The organism is Mesorhizobium sp. B2-2-4, from assembly GCF_006442375.1.
GTDB lineage: Bacteria > Pseudomonadota > Alphaproteobacteria > Rhizobiales > Rhizobiaceae > Mesorhizobium.
On sequence record NZ_VFWB01000006.1, the window covers coordinates 347662 to 371748 of the forward strand.

Genomic DNA, 24087 nt, shown 5'->3' on the forward strand with positions numbered 1-24087 from the left:
GCTGTCTACGGCAGCCTCCGGCATTTGCGGCCTTTCACTCACACGGCGGATTCGCTTCGCGAACCGATCGCTCACCCCTGCTCCTGCATACGGCGTGCAATTGCCCTGTGCAGGTCCGGCGCTGCGGCGACAAGCGCCTTGGCCGCCTCGGATTGCGGGTGATCCAGCACCTCGCTCGTCCGGCCACGCTCGACGATCTGGCCGTCATGCATGACCAGCACTTCGTCCGTTATGGCGCGGGCGACGGTGAGGTCGTGGGTGATGAAGAGATAGGCGATGCCGAGTTTCTGGTTGAGCTCGGCGAACAGGTCGAGGATCTGAGCGCGGATCGAAACATCGAGCGCCGAAACCGGCTCGTCGGCGACGACCAGTTTTGGGCGGGTGATGATGGCGCGGGCGATCGACAGGCGCTGGCGCTGGCCGCCGGAAAATTCGTGCGGATACTTTTCCATGTCGTGCTGGTCGAGGCCGACCTCGTGCAGCGCCTGCGCCACCATCTCGCGGCGCTCGGCGCGCCCCGGTTTCCTGTCCAGCACGTGCAGCGGCTCGGCGACCAGTTTCTCGACCTTCTGGCGCGGATCGAACGAGCCATAGGGGTCCTGGAACACCACCTGCATGTCGCGCCGCGCCGGCTTCAGGTCCGCCTCGCTCTTGCCGGTGAGGGGCTCGCCGCGAAAGCGGATGGTCCCCGAACTCGGCCGGTCCAGCGCCAGGATCATGCGCGCCAAGGTGGACTTGCCGCAGCCGGAGCGGCCGACCAGCGCCACCGATTGGCCCGGCGCCATCGACAGCGACACGCCGTCGACGGCGCGGATATCAGGCGCGCGCCGGAACAGCGAGGTGCGCCGGCCTGGATAGTCGCGCGTCACGCCCTCCACCTCGAGCAAGGGCCGGGCTGCCGAGGCGCCATGCGGCCGGGCGCGGGCCGGCACGTGCATCGAGGCCAGCGCCAACTGGCGGGTATAGGGGTGGAGCTGTTCAGAGAGCGTGCGGGCCGTATCGCCGGCTTCCATGACTTCGCCCCGACGAAGAATGGTGATGCGATCCGCCATCTCGGTGACCACGGCGAGGTCATGCGAGATCAGGAGCAGGCCCATGCCGCTCTCCGCGACAAGGTCGCGCAAGAGGGTGAGGATTTGCGCCTGCAGCACCACGTCGAGCGCCGTGGTCGGCTCGTCGGCGATCAGCAGCTTCGGCTTCAGCGCGCAGGCCATGGCAATGACGACGCGCTGGCGCTGGCCACCGGACAGCTCGTGCGGATAGCGCGACACCGGGAATTTTGCCGATGGCAAGCCAACCCGGTCGAGCATTTTTCGCGCCCGCTCTTCCGCCTCGGCACGTGTTGCCTTGGCATGCCAGCGTATGCCTTCGGCGACCTGCTCGCCGATGGTCTTGAGCGGGTTCAGCGCGGTCATCGGTTCCTGGAACACCATGCCGATATCGTCACCGCGCAGGGCGCACATCTGATCCTCGCTTGCCGCAAGGATGTCGATACCGTCGAAGGTGACGCGCCCGCTGGCACGCGCGGCATATGGCAAGAGCCGCATGACGCTCAGAGCCGTCATCGATTTGCCGGAGCCGGATTCGCCGACCAGCCCCATTACCTCGCCGGGCGCGATGGAGAACTCGATGCTCCGGAGGATCGGCGTGTCGCCGATCGCCAGCGACAGATTGTCGATTTCCAGAAGGCTCATCGTTGCCGCCGCGATTTCGGATCGAGGATGTCGGCGATGCCGTCGCCCAAAAGGTTCAGCCCAAGCACGGTGATCACGATCGCCATGCCGGGAAAGATCGCCATCCAGGGCGCCACCACCATGCGGGTCTGGGCGTCGAACAGCATGCGGCCCCAGCTCGGCATCGGCGGTTGGGCGCCAAGGCCCAGATAGGAAAGCCCGGCCTCGGCCAATATGCCGAGCGCGAACTGGATAGTGCCTTGCACCAGGAGCAAGGTGGCGATGTTGGGCAGCACATGTTCGATGGTGATCAGCGCCTTGCCCTTGCCCGCGGCGCGGGCGGCGAGGATGAATTCGCGCGGCCAGATCGCCAAGGCGCCGGCTCGGGCGACGCGGGCAAAAACCGGGATGTTGAAGATGCCGATGGCGATGATGGCATTGATGGCGCCGGGGCCGAAGATGGCGGTGATCATGATGGCCGACAAAAGCGCAGGGAAGGCGAAGACGAGATCGTTGATGCGCATCAAGGCCTCGTCGACGAGGCCGCCGCGCGCCGCGGCGAAAGCACCGAGCGGCACGCCGACGCCCATGCCGATGCCGACCGCGACCAGCGCCACCGCGATCGAATTGCGGGCGCCGACCATGATCATCGACAGGATGTCGCGGCCGAAATGGTCGGTGCCGAACCAGTGCGCCCAGGACGGCGCCAGCGTCTTGTCGGATATCACCAGCCGGGTCACGTCATAGGGCGTCCAGAGATAGGAGAGGATCGCCACCGCCGCCACAAACAATGTGACGACGAAGCCGGCAAGAAACGAGCGGTTGCCGAACGCCTTGACGAGGATGCCGCCCAGCGTCTCTTCGGGGATGTCCGGATGCAACATCATTGCCGGCTTCGGAGGCGCGGATCGACGACGGCATAAGAGAGGTCGACGACGAGGTTGACGGCGATGACCGCGGCGACCAGCAGCATGACGACGCTTTCCACGACGATCAGGTCGCGCTGGGTGATCGCCTGGAACACCAGCCGGCCGAGGCCGGGCAGGTAGAAGACGTTCTCGATGATGATGGTGCCGGCGAGCAGGAAGGCGAATTGCAGGCCCAGAATGGTCAGCACCGGGATCATGGCGTTGCGCAGTGCGTGCCGCCACAGGACCGCGCGATAGGGCAGGCCCTTGGCGCGGGCGGTGCGGATATAGTCCTCGTTCAGCACCTCGATCAGTGCCGAACGGGTGACGCGTGCCAGGATCGCGGCCTGCGGCAGTGCGAGCGCCACAGCCGGCAGCAGCAGTGATTTCAGCGCCGGCCAGGCACCGGCCCCCCAACCGGGAAAGCCGCCGGCCGGAACCAGCCGCAGCCAGACCGCGAAGAGATAGATCAGCATCAGCGCGAACCAGAAATTGGGAATGGCGACGCCGAGCTGCGCGGCGCCCATCGCCGCTGTGTCACCCATCCGCCCGCGATGGTTCGCTGAAAACAGGCCGACCGGGATGGCGATGAGGGTGGATAGGGCGAGCGCAATCAGCGCCAGCGGCAGTGAGACGACGAGACGCTCGCGCACGAGGTCGATGACCGGCACCGAATAGGTGTAGGAGCGGCCGAAATCCAGGCAGAGCAGGCCGCCGGCCCAGTGCAGGTAGCGCCAGGGCAAGGGCGCGTCGAGGCCCATCTGGTTGCGCAGCAGCTCAACCTGGTCGGCGCTGGCATTCATGCCCAGCATCAGCCGCGCCGGGTCGCCGGGCAGGATCTCCAGCACCGCGAAGACGACCATGGAGGCCAGCGCCAACGTGGCGGCGGCGATCGCGAGACGCCTGAGGAGGTAGGCGGTCATCGCTTGATCGGCCAACAGTCGAAATCGGCGCTGCCCCTCATCTGCCTGCCGGCATCTTCTCCCCGTATAGAGACGGGGAGAAGGACGCCTTCGCAAAGGATTTCGCCAATCTTCAGCGTTGCAGAAAGGGTGCCGAGGTTGCGGCCAGCCCCCTTCTCCCCGTCACTATACGGGGAGAAGTGCCCGGCAGGGCGATGAGGGGCGGCGCAAACCTGAAGCGATCGTCCTGCGGCTCGGGTCAGGCAGCCCGGCAGGGCAGAGGGGGGTGCGGAGCGCAAGCGTCGCCTCTTGGCCAACGGCTTCACTCGTTCCACTTCACCTTGGTGAGATCATTGGACTGGATCGGCGCGTTTTCCCACAGGCCCTGCAGCTTGGCGTCCCAGACGCCGACCTTGGGCAGTTCGTAGAGGAAGCCGACCACGGCGTCGTCGGCCAAGATCTTCTGTGCCTGCCCCAGCAATTCCTTGCGCTTGGCTTCATCGGAGGTGACGTCCAGATCGGCGATCACCTTGTCGAAGGCCGGATTGTCGTAATTGAAGTAATAATCCTTACGCGCATAGATACCGATGTCGTTGGGCTCGGTATGGGAGACGATGGTCAGGTCGTAGTCCTTCTTGGTGAACACCTGGTCCAGCCACTGCGCCCATTCGACCGGGATGATCTCGAGGTTGATGCCGACGTCACGGAGCTGCGAGGCGATGATCTCGCCGCCGAGCCTGGCATAGGTGGGAGGCGGAAGCTTCAGCGTCGCCTTGAAGCCATTCTCCAGGCCTGCTTCCTTCAAGAGTTCCTTGGCCTTGGCGACATCGTGCGGATAGCGGCCGGTGAGGTCGACGTAGTCCTTGTTGGCCGGCGACATATGCGAGCCGATCGGCAGGCCGAGGCCGGCCGAGGCACCGTCGATGATCGCCTTGCGATCGAGCGCGTAGGAGATCGCCTGCCTGACCAGCAATTTGTCGAAGGGCGGCTTCTTGTTGTTGATCGACAGGATGGTTTCGCCTTCGGTCGAACCGATCACCACCTTGAAACGCGGATCGTCCTTGACCTGCGCGAGACTGTCGGGATCGAAGAATGGGAACGCCTGGATATCGCCGGAAAGCAATGCCGGTACGCTAGCAGCGGCATCGGGCACGATGCGGAACTCGATCTTGTCGAGGTAAGCCGGCGTGCCCCAATAGCTGTCGGATTTCACCAGCGTGATCGAGGATCCCTTGGCCCAGCTCTGGAATTTGAACGGGCCGGTCCCGACCGGCTTTTCCTTGTTGGCGTCAGCGGATTTCGGCGAGACGATGACAGCATCGCCCCAGCCCATATTGTAGAGGAAGGATCCCTGCGGGTTCTTCAACGTCACCTTGACCGTTGCCGGGTCGACCACGTCGACCGTATCGATGGCTGCGAACAGGGCTTTTTGCGCATTGACCGAATTGTCGGCGCGGGCGCGGTCGAGCGAGAATTTCACGTCGTCGGCGCTGAAGCCGGCGCCATCGTGGAATTTCACGCCGGTGTGCAGCTTGAAGGTGTAGGTCTTGCCGTCGTCGGAGATGGTCCAGCTTTCAGCCAAATCCGGCAGGACCTCGCCATTTGGCCCGATGCGGGTCAAGCCTTCGAACACGTTGGCGTAGAGAACCTCGTCGATTGCCGCGGCCGCGCCGGCGGTCGGATCGAGATGTGGCGGTTCGAGCGGGATGCCAATGACCAGATCGGTTCGCGCCGCCAGCGCGGGAGTGCCGACGGCCAGCGCCAGGACGGCGGCGGCCAGGATGGTTTTCCACAATTTCATGGTGCTACTCCCCGTGTGGTCAAACATGCGCTCAAACCGGGCGAATAGAAGCGTGATTTCGCACGGGAGTAAATTGCGTTTCGTGCCGCGCGGCGGCGTAGCCGGGAATGTTTTTCTCCGGACGGCCGCATTGATCGTTGGCTCTCGCCCGTGCGGCGCTATCGGGCGCCGCGCAGCAGCATGTTGAGCCCGAACGCCATCACCTTGGCCGATTCCACCATATCCGAGATCCCGACCCATTCGTCCGGCCGGTGGGCGAGATCGAGAATGCCCGGGCCATAGGCGATGCAATCATAGACATGGCCGATGCGGGCAATGTGCTTCTGGTCGTAGGTGCCGGGTGAAATGACGTAGTCGGGCTCGCGATCGAAGATCGCGTGGATGCCTTGCGCGATTGCCTTGACGACGGGAGCGTCGCGTTCGGTCATCAGCGGCAGCACCTCCATCAGGTCACGGATCTCGTAGTCGAACTTTTGCCGATCACGCTTCAGCCGCTCGAGAATGCCGGTCACCTCGCCCTTGACCGTGGCGATATCCTCTTCGAGCAGGAAGCGGCGGTCGATGGTCAGCCGGCAGGAATCGGGCACGTTGGGCGAGGGCAGGCCGGGCCGGAAATCCTCGGTCTGGCCGCCATGGATGGAGTTGATGTTCATGGTGGAACGCTTCGCCCCTTCGGGCACGACCGGCATGCGCGTCATCTTGCGGTCAAGCGCGGGGAACAATTCGTCCTCGAATGCCTGCAGCACGGCGCCCATATGGCGCACCGCATTGTCGCCGAGGAACGGCATCGAGCCATGCGCGATCTCGCCCTTGGTCTCGATCTCGGCCCACCAGACGCCGCGATGGCCAAGGCAGATGCGGTCCTTGTTCAGCGGTTCGGGAATGATGACGTGGTCGACCCTGGGTTTCGAGAAATAGCCGAGCCTCGCCAGATGCGCGACACCGCCGAAGCCGCCGGATTCCTCGTCGACCGTGCCTGATATCTCGATGGCACCGGGAAAATCGGGAAATACCTCCATGAAGGCTTCGGCCGCGATGATCGAGGAAGCCAGGCCGCCCTTCATGTCGCAGGCGCCGCGGCCATAGACCTTGCCGTCCCTGACGACGCCGGCGAAGGGATCGACGGTCCAGCCGTCGCCGGCCTCGACGACATCGATATGCGAGTTGAAGTGGACGCAGGCGCCGGGCGAGCGGCCCTCGAAGCGTGCGACGACGTTGACGCGCGGGTAGCGGTCGGTGTCGCCGGGCGTGCCTTCGGCGCGGATGAACTCGGTTTCGAAGCCGCTCTTCTTCAGCCGCGCGCCAAGAAATTCGGCGCATGGCCGGTACGCTTCGCCGGGGGGGTTGATGGTGGGAAAACGGATCAACTCGGCGGTCAGCGCGACGAGATCGTCGCGCCGGTCATCGATCGCTTGGAAGAGTCGCTCGTTCATGGCCCGAGTTGAGCAACGATCGGCGTCGTTTTGCAAGTCCGCTGGCAATTGGGCCGTTGCGGCGTGTCGTTACGGCAACTCTTGCGGGAATTCGTTCAAATTCGCTGCTTTGGATTGGCGAATTGGTCAAGGGTATATGTTATGCCGTTCACCTGTCATTAAAGAGATGAAAAACGACGTGAAGGCAGGCAAGGGGCAATCAAAGGGGTTTGATCGCATGAAAAAGACAGTTCTCATGGCAGCAGCACTTGTCACGATGCTGTTGGGTGTTTCGGTGCAGAGCTGGGCAGCCAGCCTCATTGCAAATATAGACGTGTCGTCGCAGACGATGACGGTCAGGTACGGCCAGGACGTTTACCGGTGGAGCGTGTCCACGGCTCGGTCCGGCTACTTCACGCCACGCGGCACCTACCGGCCGCAGCGAACGGCCCGGATGTGGTATTCGCGCAAATACGACATGTCGCCGATGCCTTATTCCGTGTTCTTCCACGGCGGCTATGCCATCCACGGAACGGGCGCGGTGAGGCAGCTCGGCCGACCGGCGTCGCATGGCTGCGTGCGGCTGCATACGGCCAATGCGGCGGCTTTCTACTCGATGGTGCGAGAAGTCGGCTTCGGCAACACGCGCATCGTCGTGAGGAACTGACTGCTAAGCCGGCCACTGTGCCGGAGGCGCATCGGACGGATTCAGGCTAGGCGCTTCGGGTCTTTGCCTTGCGTCGCTTGCGGCTGATGTCCCATCTCTTGTGGAACCACATCCACTGGCCGGGATCCTCGCGCACCCAGCGCTCGACCACGTCGTTGAGGAGCTGGGTGGTGGCGCGCACGTCGACACTGCCATCGGCGGTGCGGGGCAATGTCAGCTTCTCTTCTATCTCGAGCCTGAAGCGATTGCCCGGCAGCCTGACGCAGCGCGCCGGGTAGACGTCGCAATCATAATGACGGGCAAGTGTGCCGAGCACGCGATTGCTCTGGCAGGGGCGGCCGAAGAATGTCGTTTCCAGGCCGCCCGTGAACTTCTGGTCGACAAGGACCCCGATATTGCCGCCGTTTTCCAATACCGAGGCGAGCGCGAACGAAGCGCCCGCCATCGAGGGCAGCAACGATCCCATGGTCGCGCGGCGCGTCGAGAGGATGTAGTCAGCCAGGTACGGATTGTTGGGCGGGCGAAACAGCGCGGTGATATTCATGCCGAAAGTAGCCGCCGCCACCGGCAGCAATTCAAAATTGCCGAGATGTCCGGTGAAGACGATGTGCGGCTTCTTTTCGGCCGCGATCTCGACGAAATGGTCTACTCCCCTGACCTCGACACGGCCGGGACTGGTGGCGGCTGGATCGTAGTCGAACAAGGCGTCGAGAAAGATGTATTCGGCGGCGAGACGCGCCATGTTGCCCCACATGTCGGAGGCGATGGCCTGGATCTCGGCTTCGCTCTTGTGCGGATAGGCCTTGCGCAGATTCTCGACGGCCACATTATGGCGTCCGACCCATGGACCGATGCGGCGGGCGACGCGGTCGGCGAAATTCAGCGCGCTGTCGGGGGGCAGCAGGCGCAGCACCGAGATGATGATCATCGCAATGCGCGCGACCAGCCAGTGCTCGAACCGGCGCAATTGCCGGCCGTAGCGGAACATCAGGTCGCGGCGAAGCTTCTTCAACACAGAAGTCAGGGCCTAGACGACGCGTAGGATGATCTTGCCAAAGACGTCGCGGCCTTCCATGCGCTTCAGCGCGGCGTCGATGTCGTCGAAGCCGACTTCGGTATCGATGACGGGTGCGACCTGTCCCGCCGCCATCTTCTGCATGGCGTCAGCCATGTTCTCCATGCGGCAGCCGAAGGAGCCGAGCAGCTTCAACTGCTGCTGGAAGAGCTGCATCAGATTGACCTGCGCCGACACGCCGGACGTCGAGCCGCAGGTGACGAGCCGGCCACCGCGCTTCAGGCACAGCATCGAGCCGGCAAAGGTGTCGGCGCCGACATGTTCGAAGACGACGTCGACGCCCTTCTTCTTGGTCAGCTTGCGCACGACGCCCTCGAACCGGTCGTCACGGTAGTTGATGACATGATCGGCGCCGAGCGCCTTGGCCTTGTCTATCTTGTCGTTCGAGCCGACCGTGGTGATGACCGTGCAGCCCATCCGCTTCGCCAGTTGGATGGCGGCCGAGCCGATGCCGGATCCGCCGGCGTGGACAAGGATCGTCTCGCCGGGCTCGAGCCTGGCATTGTCGAACAGCATGTGTTCGACGGTGCCGAAAGTGACGGGGGCGACAGCCGCGCCGATCTCGCTCACGCCTGGAGGGACGGGGACCAGCAGGCGCGCCGGCAGGTTGATCTTCTCCTGCGCGAAGCCGTCGAGGTGGAAGCCATGAACGCCCGAGACGTGTTCGCAAAGATTGTCGCGGCCTTCGCGGCAGGCACGGCAAAGGCCGCAGGTGCGCGCGCCGTAGATCGAGACCAACTGTCCCGGCAGCAGGCCGGAAACGCCGGGACCGACGGTCTCGACCTCGCCGGAGGCTTCCGCGCCGACGACCAGCGGCAGCTTGCGCTTGGCGAAAGCCATGCCGCGCCAGCCCCAGACGTCAATGTGGTTCAGCGCCACTGCCTTGATGCGCAGCGTCACCTCGCCGAGCGCGGGCGGCGGCGGGGGCGGCAGGTCCACCGTTTCAAGACGGCGGTCCTCGATAAGTTGCAGTGCGCGCATGGAGCCTGTCGGTTCTGTTCTAGCGGAAGTGGCTCGCTTAGACCGGTTCCCGCGCCATGACAAGGCAAGTGTTCTGGCCGCCAAAGCCGAAGGAGTTCGAAAGCACGGTGCCAACCTGCGCATTGCGCTTCTTGTTGGGCACGACATCGAGCACGATCGCCGGATCGGGATTGTCGTAGTTGATGGTCGGCGGAATGACGCCTTCGCGCATGGTCATGAGAGAAAACGCCGCTTCCACCGCGCCGGCGGCGGACAGCGTATGGCCGATCATGGACTTGTTGGACGAGATCGGCATCGAGCCGATCCGCTCGCCGAACACCGTCGACAGCGACAGGTGCTCCATCTTGTCATTTTCCGGCGTCGAGGTGCCATGCGCGTTGACATAGTCGATCTCGTCCTCGCCCAGGCCGGCATCGGCGAGGGCGGCGCGCACCGCCGCGATGGCCGGCGAACCATCCGGCTTGGAGCGGGTGCGGTGGAAATCGTCCGCCTTTTCGCCGCAGCCGCGCAGAATGCCCAGAACGCTTGCTCCACGGGCGAGCGCTGCCTCCAGCGATTCCAGCACCAGAGCGCCGGAACCTTCGGCCAGCACGAAGCCGTCGCGGTCCTTGGAGAAGGGCTTAGAAGCCTTTTCCGGGATGTCGTTGTGGGTCGAAAGCGCCGACAGCAGCGAAAAACGGATCAGCGCCTCGGCGGTCGCCGAGCCGTCCGCGCCGATCGACAGCGCCCGGTCGCATTCGCCTCTGCGGATTGCCTCGACCCCAAGCTGGATGGCCGTTGCACCGGAGGCGCAAGCGGTCGACAGCGTGATCGGCAGGCCGCGCGTGCCGAAACGGTCGGCGAGCCGGTCGGCGATCGACCCGAACTGCGTGGTCTCGAATGTATCGAGCTCCTTCAAGCCGCGCGCCACCCGAAGCAGCCTTTCGGCACCGGCGTCGTGCTTGTCGGAATTATAGAGCGCGAACCGCTCATGCCAGTCGAGTTCGACCGGCGGCGAGGCCAGAAACAGCGGTCCGCCGAAGTCGCTGGAATTGAGGCCGGCTTCGGCAACGGCTTCCTGCGCGGCCGTCTCCGCCAGTTCGTATGTGAGGGGGCTGGCGCCCTTCGAGCTCGACGCAAGGAAATCGACCATGCCGGAAATGCGGGTGTTGAGGTGGTCGACAGGGAAGCGGGTGATCGGGTGGATGCCCGATCTGCCCGAGGTCAGCGCCGTCCAGTTGTCTGATTTGCCGGCTCCAAGGGAAGTAACCACGCCGATGCCTGTGACGGCAACGATCGGCCTGCCCATGTGATCTCTGAGATTGGCCATCCGGAAGCCCTAACCTTTGTCGTTGTATGTGGCTGGCCGCTCTATGCGGCGTTGACCAGCGCCATGCCCTCGAATTGGTGGTAGCCGATCGCCGTTGCAAGGACGCTTCTTGGAATGCCTTCGAACGGTTTCTCGGCAGCGGCATCGAAAACGGGGTAGGCGGCCTTACGGTCGACGGCGAGCGCCGCCAGCGCCACGGCGAAGGGAAACTGCGCTTCCTTCATGTGGCCGGTCAGCGTCGCGAAGCCGCGCACCGCGATCGCGGGATTGCTGTCGAACGCCGACTTCTCGGCAGCGGTAGCCGCGTGAGCGCCTGAGGCGCCAGACAGGGAAAGCAAGCCGCCATTCGGCACGGCGGTCTTCTTGAGCAGCGCGGCGATCTCGGAATCGAGCTCGCCCTGCCGCCGCCTGGCACGGCCGGAGACGACCGGGCCGAGCTCGGCATAGATCCTGCGCCCCCGGCTTGCCGCGTGTTCGCGCTGCTCCAGCACCAGGAAAGCGCCGCCGGATCCCGATACCACGCCGCCACCTTCGGCGCCTTGCCGCTGCCAGACGGGCTTCCAGGCGCCGCGATGCAGGTAGCCGGCAAGCTCATAGCCGAGCAACATATCGGAATGTTCGGTCTGGAAGGCGCCGCCCACCAGTATATGCGTCGACTGGCCGGAACGAATGCGCGCGGCAGCCGTCTCGACGGCGGCTACGCCGGCGCCTTCCTCGCCCATGAAGGTCCTGGACGATCCCGTCACCTTGTGGACGATGGAGATGTTGCCGGCGAGCAGATTGGAAAGCTGTGCCAGGAACAGGGTGGGGCGCAGTTCGGTGGTGAGCTTCTCGTTGAGCAGCACGTCACGGTCGTTGCGGCTTTCCGAGGCGGCCAGGATGGCGGCATCGACCGCTTCGTCGCGCTCGCCGCCGCCGGCGGCCACGACCATGTCCATGGTCGTGCAGAGCTCGTCATTGCCCTTGATGCCGGCATCGTCCAGCGCAAGACCCGCGGCATAGGTGCCGAGCCTCTGCCAGGTTTCCATCTGGCGCTGGTCGCCGCGCTTGGCGATCTGCAGGTTCCAGTCGATCTCCGGCAGCGGATGGACGGTGTAGGGCGCGAAACGCTCGGCTTCGAGCACCGGCTTCTGATCCGGCTGAGTGAGCTTGCGCCAGTGTTCATCGGGGCCTTCTCCCAACGAGGAGACAAGGCCAATGCCGGTGATGACGACGTCGCGGGGGCTCATGGATGATCGGGTACGGATCAGGCGGTCTTGGCGGCGACCAGTGCGTCGATCTTGGCGCACAGGTTCTTCATGACAAAGTAATCGTCCGTCGAAGCCTTGCCGTCATTGACTTCTTGGGTCCACTTTTCCAGCGGCACCTTAATACCGAATTCCTTGTCGATGGCGAAGACGATGTCGAGGAAATCGAGGCTGTCGATGCCGAGATCGTCGATCGTGTGGCTCTCGGGCGTGATGGTGTCGATGTCGATCTCGCTGGTGTCGGCAATGATCTTGGCGACTTTGTCGAACGTGGTGGACAAGGGCTTTTCCTTCGGTTGCGGGCGGAATCTGTCCGCATCTTGTTTGGGCGCTGTCTAATCGGTTTTTCCCGGCAGGAAAAGGCCTGATACGCCGGGCGCAGATGGGTAGCGTGCCCAAGAAACGCAAGACGGGCCGCCGGTCAACCCGGCGGCCCCTCCATGGCCTGGCGACCGCGGATGATGTTGGCCTCATCGTCGCGGCCCTAGCGCGGCATCTTTTTTGGGTGGTATTTTGGCAACATTACCTCTGTCGCAAGTCCTCATCGCGTGGCTGCTCGCGGATGCGCCGGTCGGCCCCGATTTAGAACGTAACCCGGCCGAGCACACGCAGACCCTCGCCCTGCGGCTCGACGACAACGGCTTCGCCCTCGCGCGGCGAGACGCCGGTCAACGCAGCGATATTTTCCAGATGAGTGACCATGACCAGGTTGTCAGAGCCGGAATAGGCGCGGATTTCCTTCATGATCGCGGCGATCTGGGCCGCCTTTTGCGCCGCGTCGCCCTTCAGCAGGTCGAGCGGCGCGAAAGGCTCCGGCTCGGTCTCGAAGGCGATGCGCGCGGTGTCGAGGCAGCGGCAATAGCGGCTGGACAGCACGCGCTCGATCGGCGCGGCGCGGGCGGCAAGCAAGGCGCCGATCTTGCTCGACTGCTGCTTGCCGCGTGCGGACAGATTGACCTGGGTGGCGCAGCTGTCGATATCAAAATTGGCGGGATCGGTGGTGCCGGTGACCATGGCATGGCGCAAAAGCACGACATGGCCGCCATCGCGCAGCAGCGCCCAGCCGGCATCCGTCGCATGCGCTGCAGCCGGAACGCCAAACAGGAACAACGCCAAGGCAAATCGGATCATCGTAATCCTTCCAGAAGCCGGGCACCGGCCACCCGCATATAGGGATCGGAAAGCAGGTACAAAGACAAGCGAAAGGCCTGCGGTCTCCGCGGTCTCACTTCTCCTTCGTCATCCGCTGCTTCACCAGATCGGTCTTCCGGTCGTGAGCGGGATGGGAAAAGTCCAGCCGCCTTCGGCGATGCCCCGCTTGGCAGAACAAATTCGGGGTCGAAGAAATTCGGGCGCGATTGCACCGCGACCTTGGCTCGCCTATCCCTGGAAAAATGTCTCCGCTTACCGAAACCGTCCTTTTCGTCTTCAGCCTCGTGGCGCTCGGCTACCTCGCCGGGTTCACCGGTTATATGAAGCCGGCGAGCGGCGAGGGGATATCCGATTTCGCGGTCAGCGTTGCGATGCCGCTGCTGTTGTTCCAGACGATGGTGAATGCCGATTTCCACGGGGTGGCACCGTGGTCGCTATGGGGGGCCTATTTCGCGGCGGTGGCAATCACCTGGGCCGCCGGCCATGTCGTTACCACGCGGATATTCGGACGCGACGCACGCGCCGGTGTCGTCGGCGGCGTGTCGTCGGCCTATTCCAATGTTGTCCTGCTCGGCGCGCCGTTCATTCTCGGCATATTCGGGCGGGACGGATTCGAGGTGCTGTCGCTTCTGGTTTCCGTGCATCTGCCTGTCATGATGATGGCTTCGATCGTGCTGTTCGAGATGTTCGGCCGCGGCGGCGGCGAGCATGTGCATCCCGTGCGCGTCGTCCGCAACTTCCTGAGGCGGCTGTTCATCAATCAGCTGATCATCGGCATTCTTTTGGGTCTCGCATGGCGCTTCAGCGGCATCCCGCTGCCCGAACTGGTCATGCGGCTGGTGGACGCGCTGGCCGGCACCGCCGGGCCGGTGGCGCTGTTCGCCATGGGGCTCAGCCTGCGCCGCTTCGGCATATCAGGCAATGTCCGCCCGGCGCTGGCGCTATCAACACTGAAGCTGTTCCTGATGCCGGCGCTGGTTCTGATCTTCGTCTGGTTGCTCGGCCTGCCGCCCTTGACCGCCAAGGTAGCGGTCGTGGTGGCGGCGCTCCCATCCGGCATCAATTCCTATCTCATTGCCGTGCAGTTCAACACAGGCCAGGCGCTGGCTTCGAACCAGATGACCATCGCGACCGCGAGCGCGGTCGTCACCACTGCTTTCTGGCTGGCGGTGAGCGTGCACGTCTTCGGCTGACATGAATAAGACCAGGGTATGAGCCGCTCGGCGTGAGTCCGTTCGACGCGATGTCTCAGCGGTGAAATCAAACCTCGGCTCTCGCCTTGCACTGGCATAACCCCTATATGCCATCTTGCGATTGCTTGCGGGGCTTTCCCTAGGTTAAGAGCAATGGCCCCAGCGCACGGTGCGCTAATCGAAGACATCCAGATAGCGGCCCGTGAGCGCCGAACGGAGGCTAGACCATGCTTCAGAAAACCAGCCATTTCATGCGCCAGGCCAATCTCATCAACGGCGAATGGGTGCAGGCCGACAGCGGCCAGACGGTCGACGTCACCAATCCGGCAACCGGCCTCAAGATCGGCACCGTGCCCAAGGCAGGCAAGGTCGAGACCCGCCGCGCCATCGAAGCCGCCGACGAAGCTTTCAAGACCTGGCGCAAGACCACCGCGCTCGAGCGCTCGAAGCTGCTGCGCAAGCTGCACGATGCCATGATGGACAATCAGGACGTTCTGGCGGAGCTCCTGACCATTGAACAGGGCAAGTCGCTGTTCGAATCGAAGGGCGAGATCGGCTCGGCCGCCTCCTACATCCTGTGGTTCGCCGAGGAGGGCCGCCGCACCTATGGCGATGTCGTGCCGTCGCCATGGGCGGACCGCCGCATCCTGGTCACCAAGGAACCGGTCGGGGTCATCGCCGCCATCACGCCGTGGAATTTCCCGTCCTCGATGCTGGCCCGCAAGCTCGGACCGGCGCTCGCCGCGGGTTGCACCGCCGTGGTCAAGCCCGCCTCGCAGACGCCTTACTCCGGTCTCGCCTGGGGCGCGCTGGCCGAGGAAGTCGGCTTCCCCAAGGGCGTAGTCAACATCCTGACCGGTGCGGCCGGCGAAATTGGCGATGAGATCTGCGCCAATCCGCTGGTCAAGAAGATCACTTTTACCGGCTCGACCGAGGTCGGCAAGATCCTGATCCAGAAGTCGTCCGTCACCGTGAAGAAGGTGTCGATGGAGCTCGGCGGCAATGCGCCGTTCATCGTCTTCGACGACGCCGACATCGACCGCGCCGTCGCCGGTGCGATCACGGCCAAGTATCGCAATTCGGGCCAGACCTGCGTCTGTACGAACCGCTTCCTTGTCCAGGCCGGCGTCTATGACCGGTTCGTCGAGAAGCTGGCTGCCGCCAGCGACAAGCTGAAGGTCGGCTCCGGCCTGGAGGAGGGCGTGCAGCAGGGGCCGCTGATCGACGAGAAAGCGGTGGAGAAGGTCGAGGAACTGATCGCCGACGCGACTTCGAAGGGCGGCAAGATCGTCGCCGGCGGCAAGCGCCATGCGCTCGGCGGCTCGTTCTTCCAGCCGACCGTCATCGCCGATGCGACGCCCAAGATGCGCTTCATGAAGGAAGAGATTTTCGGGCCGGTGGCGCCCGTCTTCAGGTTCGAGACCGAGGAAGAGGCGATTGCGCTTGCCAATGACACCGAATTCGGCCTCGCCTGCTATTTCTACACCGGCGATCTCGGCCGCGCCTTCCGCGTCATGGAAGGGCTGAAATATGGCATGGTCGGCGTCAATGAAGGCCTGATCACCACGCCGGAAGCACCGTTCGGCGGCGTCAAGGAGTCCGGGCTCGGCAAGGAAGGCGGACATCAGGGTATCGAGGATTACCTCGACACCAAATATGTCTGCATCGGCGGCCTCGGCCTCTGATAGACTGTCGCCGGGACAGGCAGGCCTGTGATCTGCCTGCCCCGGCTACGAAACGGGCCGTCTGGATCAACTGACGTTTGCGGGCATGGCAATGAAGGACGGCGAGGTTTTCGGCACCACCCAGGCGGGCGACCCGATTCGCCGCTTCACCATCAGAGGCGGCGGACTTAGCGCCAATATCCTTGGGCTCGGCGCGATCATCCAGGACCTGCGCCTGGCCGGCCACGATGCGCCTCTCGTGCTCGGCTATGATAATCTATCATCCTATGAAACCGACACGGCTTTCTTCGGCGCGGTCGTCGGCCGCTATGCCAACCGCATCCGCGACGGCCGCTTCACCATCGCCGGCAAGCGCTACCAGACCGAGCGCAATTTTCTCGACAAGCACACGCTGCATGGAGGCTCGCAAGGCTTTTTCCATCGGCCGTGGACGGTTTCGCTGCACGGGCGGGACTTCGTCACGCTGACGCTGCACGATCCCGACGGCACGATGGGCTTTCCCGGGGCACTCGACGTCACCTGCACCTACCGGCTGAAGATCCCCGGTACGCTCAGCGTCGAGATATCAGCGACGTGCGAGGAGCCGACGCTGTGCAATCTCACGCAGCATTCCTACTTCAACCTCGATGATGGCGGGACGGGCGACATCCTCGATCACCGGATGATGCTCAATGCCGGCGCCTATCTGCCCGTGGATGGCGAAATGATTCCGACGGGCACGGTGAAGCCTGTCGACGGCACGCCCTTCGATTTCCGCCAGGCGCGGCCCCTGCGCATGGAGACCGAAGGCGAGCAGCTTGCCTACGACCAGAATTTCTGCCTCGCCTCGGCGCGTGGGCCGCTCAAGCAGGCGGCGTGGGTGCAAGGAGCGAGCTCCGGCGTCGAGATGGAACTGTGGACCACGGAGCCCGGCGTCCAGCTCTATACCGGCCAGTATGTGACGCCGCGCACGGGGCTGGAAGGGCGAAACCACAAAGCTTTCTGTGGTTTTTGCCTGGAGCCGCAAATATGGCCGGACGCACCGAACCGGCCCTATTTCCCGCAGGCGACACTGTGGCCGGGTTCGATCTACCATCACGTGACGGAATATCGGTTCCGGCTGCCCTGACCCTCAATCCGTTTCGAATGCCGCACGCAACGTCTCGAATGGCGCCAATGCGCCGCGAACCTGCACCACGCTGGCCGCGACACGGTGCGCGCGCTTTGTAGCCTCCGCAGGGGTGTGTCCGGCGAGACGCGCGGCGAGATAGCCGCCGTTGAAGGAATCGCCCGCGCCCGTGGTGTCGACGGGCGTGGCCACATGGATCGCCTGAACGTCCCGCAGCGTCCCGCTCTCGACGATCAGCGCCGGCTGTTCACCGTTCTTGACCACGACTTCGCCGACCAGTTGCCCGAGCCGCCCAGCCGTTGCCTGTGGCGCTTCATCGCCGAACAGCATCTGCTCGTCCGGGAAAGTCGGCAATGCGATGTCGGTGACGGCGAGCGCCTCCAGGATCGCGGCTTGCGCCTCCTCGCGATCGCGCCACAGCCGTGGCCGGTAGTTGGGATCGAAGGCGATCAGCGACCCCGCGGATCGCGCCTCGGCCACGGCCGATAGCAACGTGGCGCGCGCAGCGGAGTCCAGAATTCCCAAAGTGATTCCGGAAAAGTAGACAAGCGCCTGCTTTTCAAGGCTTTTTGCCAACGCAGCCGGATTGGAGGCAAGCTGCCTGGCAGCTGCATCGCCGCGCCAATAGGTGAAGGAGCGTTCCGCGCCGGTCAGCGTGATGGCATAGAGGCCGGGCCGCGCCCCCGGGATAACAGGGCTTTCGCCAATGCCGATGCCATTGTCCGCGAAGAAGCCGATCTGGTCTTGCGAGAAAGGATCGTCTCCGAAAGCCGAGACGTAGGTCGCTGGCCTTCCACTCAGCGCATGCAGGGCCCACAGCGTGTTGAACGTATCGCCGGCAAATCCCATGCGCCAGTTCGAACCCGTTTGGCCCGAAAGCTCGATCATGCATTCGCCGATCGAGGCGACACCTTTGCCGATCATGATCCATTCCCCTGTTACGATGCTGCTGTAGCTTTTTGGAGAGTAGAGCGCCATGCTTGGCAAGGGCGGTTTTTTCCGTCACCTGCGATTCCAACAGGTTTGGCGGGATGCGATCGGTGCGGCAAAACGTTATCCCCTGAAGAGGAACCGGCTTGGCTTCGATATGGCGTTATCTTTTGGCGGGTCTTGGTCTGGCAGCCTTGCTGGCTGGCATCCTGGCAGTGGTCTATCTGACCGCACCGCGAACCGCGCAGGTTGCCGGCCCGGATATCTCCCGAACCAAAAAGACCGAGAACGGATTGTTCATGGCGAGCTTCGCGCCGGAACGCGGCGTCGTCCGTCAAGGCGAACTGGAAGCCTGGCTGTTGACGTTGAAGACGATAGCCGGGACGCCGGTGGAAGGGGCCGCGATCGCGGTATCGGGAGGCATGCCGCAGCACCGCCACGGCCTGCCGACCAGCCCGCAAGCGACGGACTATCTCGGCGACGGGCGCTATCGCATCGAGGGAGTGAAATTCACCATGAGCGGCTGGTGGCAGCTGCATTTTGCCATCTCCGCGACGGCTGGGTCGGATACGGTCGTCTTCAACGTCGTGCTGTGAGCCGCAGATGAGGCGTCTTGCGCGCTTTTTCGTCTTGATGGCGATGGCCGTTCTTGCCGGCTGCGGCAAGCCGGACTTTTCCGATGCCGAGAAGAAGACCATCGCCTCGCTGGCGCTGTCGAGGCTGCCGGCGCTGAAACCCGACACCACCAACCGGTTCGCCGATGTCCCGGCCGCCGCTGCCCTTGGCTCGACGCTGTTCTTTGACGCCAGCATGAGCCGCGACGGCACGGTGTCCTGCTCGACCTGTCACAAGATCGACCGGCAGTTTCAGGACGGCCTGCCGCAGGCGGTTGGCGTCGGCCGCACGAACCGGCGTACCATGCCGCTCGCCGGCATCGCACGCGATCCCTGGTTTTTCTGGGACGGACGGCGCGACAGCCTGTGGGCGCAGGCGCTGACGCCGCTGGAGAACCCGCTGGAGCAGGCGGGAAACCGTGCCGCCTATGCGCATTACATCAAGGCGCGCTTCGGCGACCGCTATGAGCGCATCTTCGGCCCGCTGCCCGATCTGTCCGACATACCAGCCAATGCCAGTCCGCTCGGCAGCGATGCCGAGAAGGCTGCATGGAGCGCCATGAGCGACCAGCAGCGTGACGCGATAAACGGGGTGTTCGCCAACATCGGCAAGGCAATCGCTGCCTTCGAACGCTCGATCGAGCCGCCGCAGGCCCGCTTCGACCGGTTCGCGCTGGACCTGGCGACCGGCGCCGAGCCGAAAGGCGACGCCGCCTTCTCCCGGGAGGAAATCCTCGGCCTGAAACTGTTCATCGGCAAGGCCAATTGCGTGACCTGCCACAATGGGCCGCGCTTCACCGACAATGGGTTCCACAACACCGGCGTGCCGCCGGTCAAGGGCCTGCCGCCGGATCGCGGCCGCGTCGATGCGGTAGGCCAAGTTCAGGCCGACCCGTTCAACTGTTTCGGCGCCTACCGTGATGGCGACGTCGACGCCTGCGGCGAATTGCGGTTCATGGTCAAGGATACGCCGGAATTGGTGCGCGCCTACAAGACGCCTTCGCTGCGCGGCGCGGCGACGCGGCCGCCCTACATGCACGCCGGTCAGTTTGCGTCGCTCGACGAAGTGGTGGCGCACTACGCGAAGGCAGCCCCCAGCGTTGAGGGTACATCCGAAATTCATCCGCTTGAGCTGTCGGACCGCGAGCGCGCGGCGCTGGTGGCGTTTTTGAAGACCTTGGCGGAGTGAACTATCGATCCTTCACAGTCTCCATCGCCACGAAGGTCGAGGTCTGGGCGACATGGGGCAGGGCGGAGATGCGCTCGCCCAGCACGCGGCGATAGGCGGCGATGTCGCGGGTGCGGACCTTCAGCAGATAATCGAAGCTCGACGCCATCATGTGGCACTGTTCGATCTCCGGAACGGCTTGGACAGAGCGGTTGAAAGCGTCCAGCGCGGCGGACCGGGTGTCGGACAGTTTCACCTGGACGAAGGCGACATGGCCTTCGCCCATGCGCTCGCGGTCGATAATCGCCTGGTAGCCCCTGATGTAGCCGTCCTTCTCCAGCCGCTTCACCCGCGCCTGCACCGGCGTCTTGGACAGGCCGACCTTGGCGGCGAGCTCCGACATGGAAAGCCTGCCGGCGCTTGCCAGCGCCGACAGGATGTTCCTGTCGATGCGGTCCAATTGGTCTTCCCTCATCGAAAATGCAGCCTTCTTCGGGTAGTTTGCGGCGATATGATAGATCGATCGAACTGCAATGTCGATTTCTTCAGACCGCCTGAAAATCGGGACTTGTGCTAGCTTGCGCCATTCGGTCCGGTGACCGCCGGCCCGCTCCCTTGTGCTTGCCCGTAGGACCCGCCATGCCAGCGCTCGACGCCATCCGCCAGCAAATCCGCGCCAACTATCTGCCCGACGAGGATCAGGCCGTGAAGCGGCTGGCCGAGGCGAGCGGCCTCTCGGCGGAGGACCGCCGGGCGATCTCTGCTCGTGCCGCCGATCTGGTGCGGGCGGTGCGCGGCTCGTCCGATCCGCGGCTGATGGAGGTTTTCCTGTCCGCCTATGGCCTCTCCACCAAGGAAGGCGTGGCGCTGATGTGCCTGGCCGAGGCGCTGCTGCGCGTGCCCGATACCGAGACGATGGACGACCTGATCGCCGACAAGATCGCGCCGCACGACTGGTCGGCGCATTCGGGCGGCTCGAGCTCCATCTTCGTCAATGCCTCGACCTGGGCGCTGATGCTGACCGGCCGCGTGCTCGATGAAGGCGAGGGCGGCATCGAAGGCACGCTGCGCGCCATGGTTCGCCGGCTGGGCGAGCCCGTCATCCGCAAGGCGGTGGCGGCGGCGATGCGCGAGATGGGCGAGCAGTTCGTGCTCGGCCGCACCATCGCCGAAGCGGTGAAGCGCGGCCGGCCGATGACGCAGAAGGGTTATCTCTATTCCTTCGACATGCTGGGAGAGGCGGCCCGCACCGAGGCCGATGCGCTGCGTTACCACAAGGCCTACGCCGATGCCATCTCGTCACTCGATGCCGGTTCAAACGGGCCTGATATCCGCCACAACCACGGCATCTCGGTGAAGCTCTCGGCGCTGCATCCGCGCTACGAGGAAGCGCAGAAGGAAGAGATGCTGCCTGTCATGGCCGAGCGGCTCCTTTCGCTGGCGCTCGCGGCGCGCCATTCGCGCATGGGCCTCAATATCGATGCCGAGGAGGCCGATCGCCTCGACCTCTCGCTCGACGTCATCGAGCGCGTGCTTGCCGAGCCGGAGCTTGCAGGCTGGAACGGCTTTGGCGTCGTCGTCCAGGCCTATGGTCCGCGCGCTGCCTTCGTCATCGACTGGCTCTATGCGCTTGCCACGAAATACGATCGCACCATCATGGTGCGGCTGGTGAAGGGTGCCTATTGGGATACCGAGATCAAGCGGGCGCAGACGCTGGGGCTCGCCGGCTACCCCGTCTTCACCCGCAAGGTCAACACCGACGTTTCTTATCTCGCTTGCGCGAGAAAGCTTTTGTCGATGACCGATCGCATCTATCCGCAATTTGCCACCCACAATGCCCACACTGTCGCCGCCATCCTGTCGATGACGAAGAACCGTGAGAGCTTCGAGTTCCAGCGCCTGCACGGGATGGGCGAAGCGTTGCACGAGACGGTGCGTAAGGCCGAAGGCACGCGCTGCCGCATCTACGCGCCTGTCGGCGCGCATTCCGACCTGCTCGCCTATCTGGTGCGCCGGCTGCTGGAGAACGGCGCCAATTCATCTTTCGTCCACCAACTTACCGACGAGGATGTCGAGCCCGAAGACATCGCGCGCGACCCGCTAGAAGCGGTCGAGAGCCAAGGCCCCGCCGCCAATCCCGCGATCCCCCGGCCTGCCGTCATCTTCGGTGCAAGCCGCCGCAACTCGAAAGGGTTCGACATCACCGATCCGGTGACGTTGGCAGCGATCGACAAGGAGAGGACAGCCTTCGCGGGCCCTAACCGCTGGCACGCCAAGCCGATCACGCGCGCGGCCGGCTATGGCGAGCAACGCCCGGTCGTCAATCCGGCCAGGCCTTCGGAAGTGGTGGGCATGGTCAGCGAAGCCACCGCCAAGCAGGCGGCAACCGCCGTGCGCATCGCCGTCGAAGCGCAGCCAGCCTGGGCAAAGCGTCCGGTTGCCGAGCGCGCGGCCATCCTCAATCGCGCCGCCGATCTCTACGAGGCCAATGCCGTCGAATTCTTCGCGCTGGCCACCCGCGAGGCCGGCAAATCGCTGGCCGACGGCGTCGCCGAAGTGCGCGAAGCGGTGGATTTCCTGCGCTATTACGCGGCCGAGGCGAGCAATGCCGAAGCGGGCACCGAGGCGCGCGGCGTCATTGTCTGCATCTCGCCGTGGAATTTCCCCCTCGCCATCTTCACGGGCCAGATCGCCGCAGCGCTCGTCACCGGCAATTCGGTAATTGCAAAGCCCGCCGAACAGACGCCGCTGATCGCTTTCCGAGCCGTCGAAATGCTGCGCGAGGCCGGCGTGCCGGAAGACGTCATCCAGCTTCTGCCGGGCGATGGCCCCTCGGTCGGCGGACCGCTGACTTCAGATCCGCGCATTGCCGGCGTCTGCTTCACCGGCTCCACCGACGTCGCCAAGCTGATCGAGAAGCAACTGGCCGAGACAGCCGCGCCCGACGCCATGCTGATCGCCGAGACGGGCGGCCTGAACGCCATGATCGTCGATTCCACCGCGCTGCCCGAGCAGGCGGTGCGCGATATCCTCGCCTCCGCCTTCCAGAGTGCGGGCCAGCGCTGTTCGGCGCTGCGCGTCCTCTATGTGCAGAAGGATGTCGAGAAGAAGATGCTGGAGATGCTGAAGGGCGCCATGGAGGCGCTCAAGGTCGGCGATCCCTGGGCTATCTCGACGGATGTCGGTCCCGTCATCGACGACGAGGCGCAGGGTTCGATCCGCGATTACTGCACGACGATGGGTTTGCAGGGACGGCTGATCGCCAAGCTCGAAGCACCCAGGGATGGCCGCTTCGTCGCGCCGCATGTGTTTCGGGTCAAGGGTATCGAGGAGATGGAGCGCGAAGTGTTCGGGCCGGTGCTCCATGTCGCCAGTTTCGACGCCGATGAGATCGATGCGGTGATCGCCGCCATCAACCGCAAGGGCTACGGCCTGACGTTCGGTCTGCACACCCGCATCGAGGGTCGCGTCCAGCATTTCGTCGACTGGATCCATGCCGGCAACATCTATGTCAACCGCAACCAGATCGGCGCGGTCGTCGGCTCGCAGCCGTTCGGCGGCGAGGGGCTGTCCGGCACCGGACCCAAAGCCGGCGGACCGCATTATCTCCGGCGCTTTCGCAAGGGACCGGAGGCAGGCACGCCTGTTGGCGACGGCCACAAGGTGACGGCGACCGAACTCGCCGACAATCTGTCCGATCCCGCGCTTGGCGGCTGGTCGACGCGGCCGGACCGCATCGCCATCCTGCGCAAGCACCTGCGAGGCAAAGGTGCCGCGGCGATCGGTGCCGCCGCCGCAATCGATTTCGGCCAGGTCGACCTGCCCGGGCCGACCGGCGAGGCCAATACACTGTCATTGGCGCCGCGCGGCCGGGTGCTGTGCTTGGGACCGGACGGCGACACGCTGCTTGCGCAGACGATCCAGGCGCTCGCCGCCGGCAACGCGGTGCTGGCGGTGGCGCCAGGCGCGCCGGCGGCGCTTTCGGCGCTGACCGGCAAGGGCCTGCCGCTGGCGGCGATCGACGGCCGCCCCGATCCGGTTGAGGCGCGTTCGTTACGCGTCGACGTCGTCGCCTTCTCGGGGACGCCGGAGGCGGCGCGCATCGTGCGCAAGGTGATCGCCGAACGCTCAGGGCCGATCGTGCCGCTGGTCAGCGAAGTGCTCAACCCCGCGGCCTATGCGCATGAGCGGGCCGTCTGCGTCGACACGACCGCGGCGGGCGGCAATGCCAGCCTGCTTGCTGCCGCTTGAGGACGCCTTTC

Annotated in this window: 20 protein-coding genes; 7 read left to right on the plus strand and 13 right to left on the minus strand. The window is 64.4% G+C overall.

Annotated features, from left to right (window positions below):
* Positions 1 to 71 precede the first annotated feature (71 nt).
* The 5 genes from FJ959_RS17705 to FJ959_RS17730 all read right to left on the minus strand — a co-directional run bounded on the left by FJ959_RS17705 (position 72) and on the right by FJ959_RS17730 (position 6717).
* Positions 72 to 1694, minus strand: a complete 1623-nt coding sequence (locus tag FJ959_RS17705) for a dipeptide ABC transporter ATP-binding protein (RefSeq protein ID WP_140517243.1) — start codon at positions 1692 to 1694, stop codon at positions 72 to 74.
* A complete protein-coding gene (locus FJ959_RS17710; protein WP_140631120.1) occupies positions 1691 to 2560 on the minus strand; it encodes an ABC transporter permease in 870 nt (289 codons plus the stop codon). Before FJ959_RS17710 ends, FJ959_RS17705 begins: the two co-directional genes overlap by 4 nt.
* On the minus strand, positions 2557 to 3504 hold the full coding sequence (locus FJ959_RS17715) for an ABC transporter permease (protein WP_140555073.1): 948 nt from the start codon (positions 3502 to 3504) through the stop codon (positions 2557 to 2559). The genes FJ959_RS17710 and FJ959_RS17715 overlap by 4 nt, the downstream gene beginning before the upstream one ends.
* Before the next feature lie 301 nt (positions 3505 to 3805).
* A complete protein-coding gene (locus FJ959_RS17725; RefSeq protein ID WP_140631122.1) occupies positions 3806 to 5284 on the minus strand; it encodes an ABC transporter substrate-binding protein in 1479 nt (492 codons plus the stop codon).
* 158 nt (positions 5285 to 5442) lie between these two features.
* Positions 5443 to 6717, minus strand: a complete 1275-nt coding sequence (locus tag FJ959_RS17730) for an acetylornithine deacetylase/succinyl-diaminopimelate desuccinylase family protein (protein WP_140521077.1) — start codon at positions 6715 to 6717, stop codon at positions 5443 to 5445.
* A gap of 217 nt (positions 6718 to 6934) precedes the next feature.
* Between FJ959_RS17730 and FJ959_RS17735 the strand changes: the two genes are divergently transcribed.
* Positions 6935 to 7363 carry a L,D-transpeptidase gene (locus FJ959_RS17735; protein ID WP_140555076.1) on the plus strand — a complete coding sequence of 143 codons (429 nt, stop codon included), beginning with the start codon at positions 6935 to 6937 and terminating at the stop codon, positions 7361 to 7363.
* A gap of 46 nt (positions 7364 to 7409) precedes the next feature.
* On the opposite strand, the gene FJ959_RS17740 is transcribed toward FJ959_RS17735, so the two are convergent.
* The 6 genes from FJ959_RS17740 to FJ959_RS17765 form a co-directional block, all read right to left on the minus strand.
* Positions 7410 to 8378 (minus strand): lipid A biosynthesis lauroyl acyltransferase, encoded by a 969-nt coding sequence (locus tag FJ959_RS17740; protein ID WP_224519172.1) that lies wholly within the window; start codon positions 8376 to 8378, stop codon positions 7410 to 7412.
* A 12-nt stretch (positions 8379 to 8390) separates the two neighbouring features.
* A complete protein-coding gene (locus FJ959_RS17745) occupies positions 8391 to 9419 on the minus strand; it encodes a zinc-binding dehydrogenase (protein WP_140517233.1) in 1029 nt (342 codons plus the stop codon).
* Between the two features lie 37 nt (positions 9420 to 9456).
* A complete protein-coding gene (locus FJ959_RS17750; protein ID WP_140495696.1) occupies positions 9457 to 10728 on the minus strand; it encodes a beta-ketoacyl-ACP synthase in 1272 nt (423 codons plus the stop codon).
* 41 nt (positions 10729 to 10769) lie between these two features.
* Positions 10770 to 11957: a beta-ketoacyl-ACP synthase gene (locus tag FJ959_RS17755; RefSeq protein WP_140579795.1), complete on the minus strand. Its 1188-nt coding sequence runs from the start codon at positions 11955 to 11957 to the stop codon at positions 10770 to 10772.
* A 17-nt stretch (positions 11958 to 11974) separates the two neighbouring features.
* Positions 11975 to 12256: an acyl carrier protein gene (locus FJ959_RS17760; RefSeq protein ID WP_010909964.1), complete on the minus strand. Its 282-nt coding sequence runs from the start codon at positions 12254 to 12256 to the stop codon at positions 11975 to 11977.
* A gap of 301 nt (positions 12257 to 12557) precedes the next feature.
* Complete coding sequence (locus FJ959_RS17765; protein WP_140579794.1) at positions 12558 to 13106, minus strand: histidine phosphatase family protein; 549 nt, start codon at positions 13104 to 13106, stop codon at positions 12558 to 12560.
* Between the two features lie 263 nt (positions 13107 to 13369).
* Between FJ959_RS17765 and FJ959_RS17770 the strand changes: the two genes are divergently transcribed.
* The 3 genes from FJ959_RS17770 to FJ959_RS17780 all read left to right on the plus strand — a co-directional run bounded on the left by FJ959_RS17770 (position 13370) and on the right by FJ959_RS17780 (position 17113).
* On the plus strand, positions 13370 to 14320 hold the full coding sequence (locus FJ959_RS17770) for an AEC family transporter (RefSeq protein WP_140579793.1): 951 nt from the start codon (positions 13370 to 13372) through the stop codon (positions 14318 to 14320).
* A 227-nt stretch (positions 14321 to 14547) separates the two neighbouring features.
* Positions 14548 to 16005 carry an NAD-dependent succinate-semialdehyde dehydrogenase gene (locus FJ959_RS17775; RefSeq protein WP_140495700.1) on the plus strand — a complete coding sequence of 486 codons (1458 nt, stop codon included), beginning with the start codon at positions 14548 to 14550 and terminating at the stop codon, positions 16003 to 16005.
* An 85-nt stretch (positions 16006 to 16090) separates the two neighbouring features.
* On the plus strand, positions 16091 to 17113 hold the full coding sequence (locus tag FJ959_RS17780) for an aldose epimerase family protein (protein WP_140579792.1): 1023 nt from the start codon (positions 16091 to 16093) through the stop codon (positions 17111 to 17113).
* A 3-nt stretch (positions 17114 to 17116) separates the two neighbouring features.
* On the opposite strand, the gene FJ959_RS17785 is transcribed toward FJ959_RS17780, so the two are convergent.
* Complete coding sequence (locus FJ959_RS17785) at positions 17117 to 18037, minus strand: sugar kinase (protein WP_140579791.1); 921 nt, start codon at positions 18035 to 18037, stop codon at positions 17117 to 17119.
* Between the two features lie 152 nt (positions 18038 to 18189).
* Here FJ959_RS17785 and FJ959_RS17790 point away from each other — a divergent pair, with 152 nt between their 5' ends.
* A complete protein-coding gene (locus FJ959_RS17790) occupies positions 18190 to 18639 on the plus strand; it encodes a FixH family protein (RefSeq protein WP_140495703.1) in 450 nt (149 codons plus the stop codon).
* A gap of 7 nt (positions 18640 to 18646) precedes the next feature.
* Positions 18647 to 19846 carry a cytochrome c peroxidase gene (locus FJ959_RS17795; protein ID WP_140631125.1) on the plus strand — a complete coding sequence of 400 codons (1200 nt, stop codon included), beginning with the start codon at positions 18647 to 18649 and terminating at the stop codon, positions 19844 to 19846.
* A 1-nt stretch (position 19847) separates the two neighbouring features.
* Here FJ959_RS17795 and FJ959_RS17800 read toward each other — a convergent pair whose 3' ends face one another.
* Positions 19848 to 20300: an Lrp/AsnC ligand binding domain-containing protein gene (locus FJ959_RS17800; RefSeq protein ID WP_140631128.1), complete on the minus strand. Its 453-nt coding sequence runs from the start codon at positions 20298 to 20300 to the stop codon at positions 19848 to 19850.
* Between the two features lie 164 nt (positions 20301 to 20464).
* Between FJ959_RS17800 and putA the strand changes: the two genes are divergently transcribed.
* The gene (gene putA, locus FJ959_RS17805) at positions 20465 to 24076 is read left to right on the plus strand and encodes a bifunctional proline dehydrogenase/L-glutamate gamma-semialdehyde dehydrogenase PutA (RefSeq protein ID WP_140631131.1); all 3612 of its coding nucleotides are present in this window, start codon (positions 20465 to 20467) and stop codon (positions 24074 to 24076) included.
* The last annotated feature ends 11 nt before the right edge of the window (positions 24077 to 24087 follow it).

Excerpts from the sequence above, each read along its gene's own strand:
- FJ959_RS17705 (WP_140517243.1), bottom strand. The coding sequence starts at position 1,694 with ATGAGCCTTCTGGAAATCGACAATCTGTCGCTGGCGATCGGCGACACG.
- FJ959_RS17710 (WP_140631120.1), bottom strand. The coding sequence starts at position 2,560 with ATGATGTTGCATCCGGACATCCCCGAAGAGACGCTGGGCGGCATCCTC.
- FJ959_RS17715 (WP_140555073.1), bottom strand. The coding sequence starts at position 3,504 with ATGACCGCCTACCTCCTCAGGCGTCTCGCGATCGCCGCCGCCACGTTG.
- FJ959_RS17725 (WP_140631122.1), bottom strand. The coding sequence starts at position 5,284 with ATGAAATTGTGGAAAACCATCCTGGCCGCCGCCGTCCTGGCGCTGGCC.
- FJ959_RS17730 (WP_140521077.1), bottom strand. The coding sequence starts at position 6,717 with ATGAACGAGCGACTCTTCCAAGCGATCGATGACCGGCGCGACGATCTC.
- FJ959_RS17735 (WP_140555076.1), top strand. The coding sequence starts at position 6,935 with ATGAAAAAGACAGTTCTCATGGCAGCAGCACTTGTCACGATGCTGTTG.
- FJ959_RS17745 (WP_140517233.1), bottom strand. The coding sequence starts at position 9,419 with ATGCGCGCACTGCAACTTATCGAGGACCGCCGTCTTGAAACGGTGGAC.
- FJ959_RS17750 (WP_140495696.1), bottom strand. The coding sequence starts at position 10,728 with ATGGCCAATCTCAGAGATCACATGGGCAGGCCGATCGTTGCCGTCACA.
- FJ959_RS17755 (WP_140579795.1), bottom strand. The coding sequence starts at position 11,957 with ATGAGCCCCCGCGACGTCGTCATCACCGGCATTGGCCTTGTCTCCTCG.
- FJ959_RS17765 (WP_140579794.1), bottom strand. The coding sequence starts at position 13,106 with ATGATCCGATTTGCCTTGGCGTTGTTCCTGTTTGGCGTTCCGGCTGCA.
- FJ959_RS17770 (WP_140579793.1), top strand. The coding sequence starts at position 13,370 with ATGTCTCCGCTTACCGAAACCGTCCTTTTCGTCTTCAGCCTCGTGGCG.
- FJ959_RS17775 (WP_140495700.1), top strand. The coding sequence starts at position 14,548 with ATGCTTCAGAAAACCAGCCATTTCATGCGCCAGGCCAATCTCATCAAC.
- FJ959_RS17780 (WP_140579792.1), top strand. The coding sequence starts at position 16,091 with ATGGCAATGAAGGACGGCGAGGTTTTCGGCACCACCCAGGCGGGCGAC.
- FJ959_RS17785 (WP_140579791.1), bottom strand. The coding sequence starts at position 18,037 with ATGATCGGCAAAGGTGTCGCCTCGATCGGCGAATGCATGATCGAGCTT.
- FJ959_RS17795 (WP_140631125.1), top strand. The coding sequence starts at position 18,647 with ATGAGGCGTCTTGCGCGCTTTTTCGTCTTGATGGCGATGGCCGTTCTT.
- FJ959_RS17800 (WP_140631128.1), bottom strand. The coding sequence starts at position 20,300 with ATGAGGGAAGACCAATTGGACCGCATCGACAGGAACATCCTGTCGGCG.
- putA (WP_140631131.1), top strand. The coding sequence starts at position 20,465 with ATGCCAGCGCTCGACGCCATCCGCCAGCAAATCCGCGCCAACTATCTG.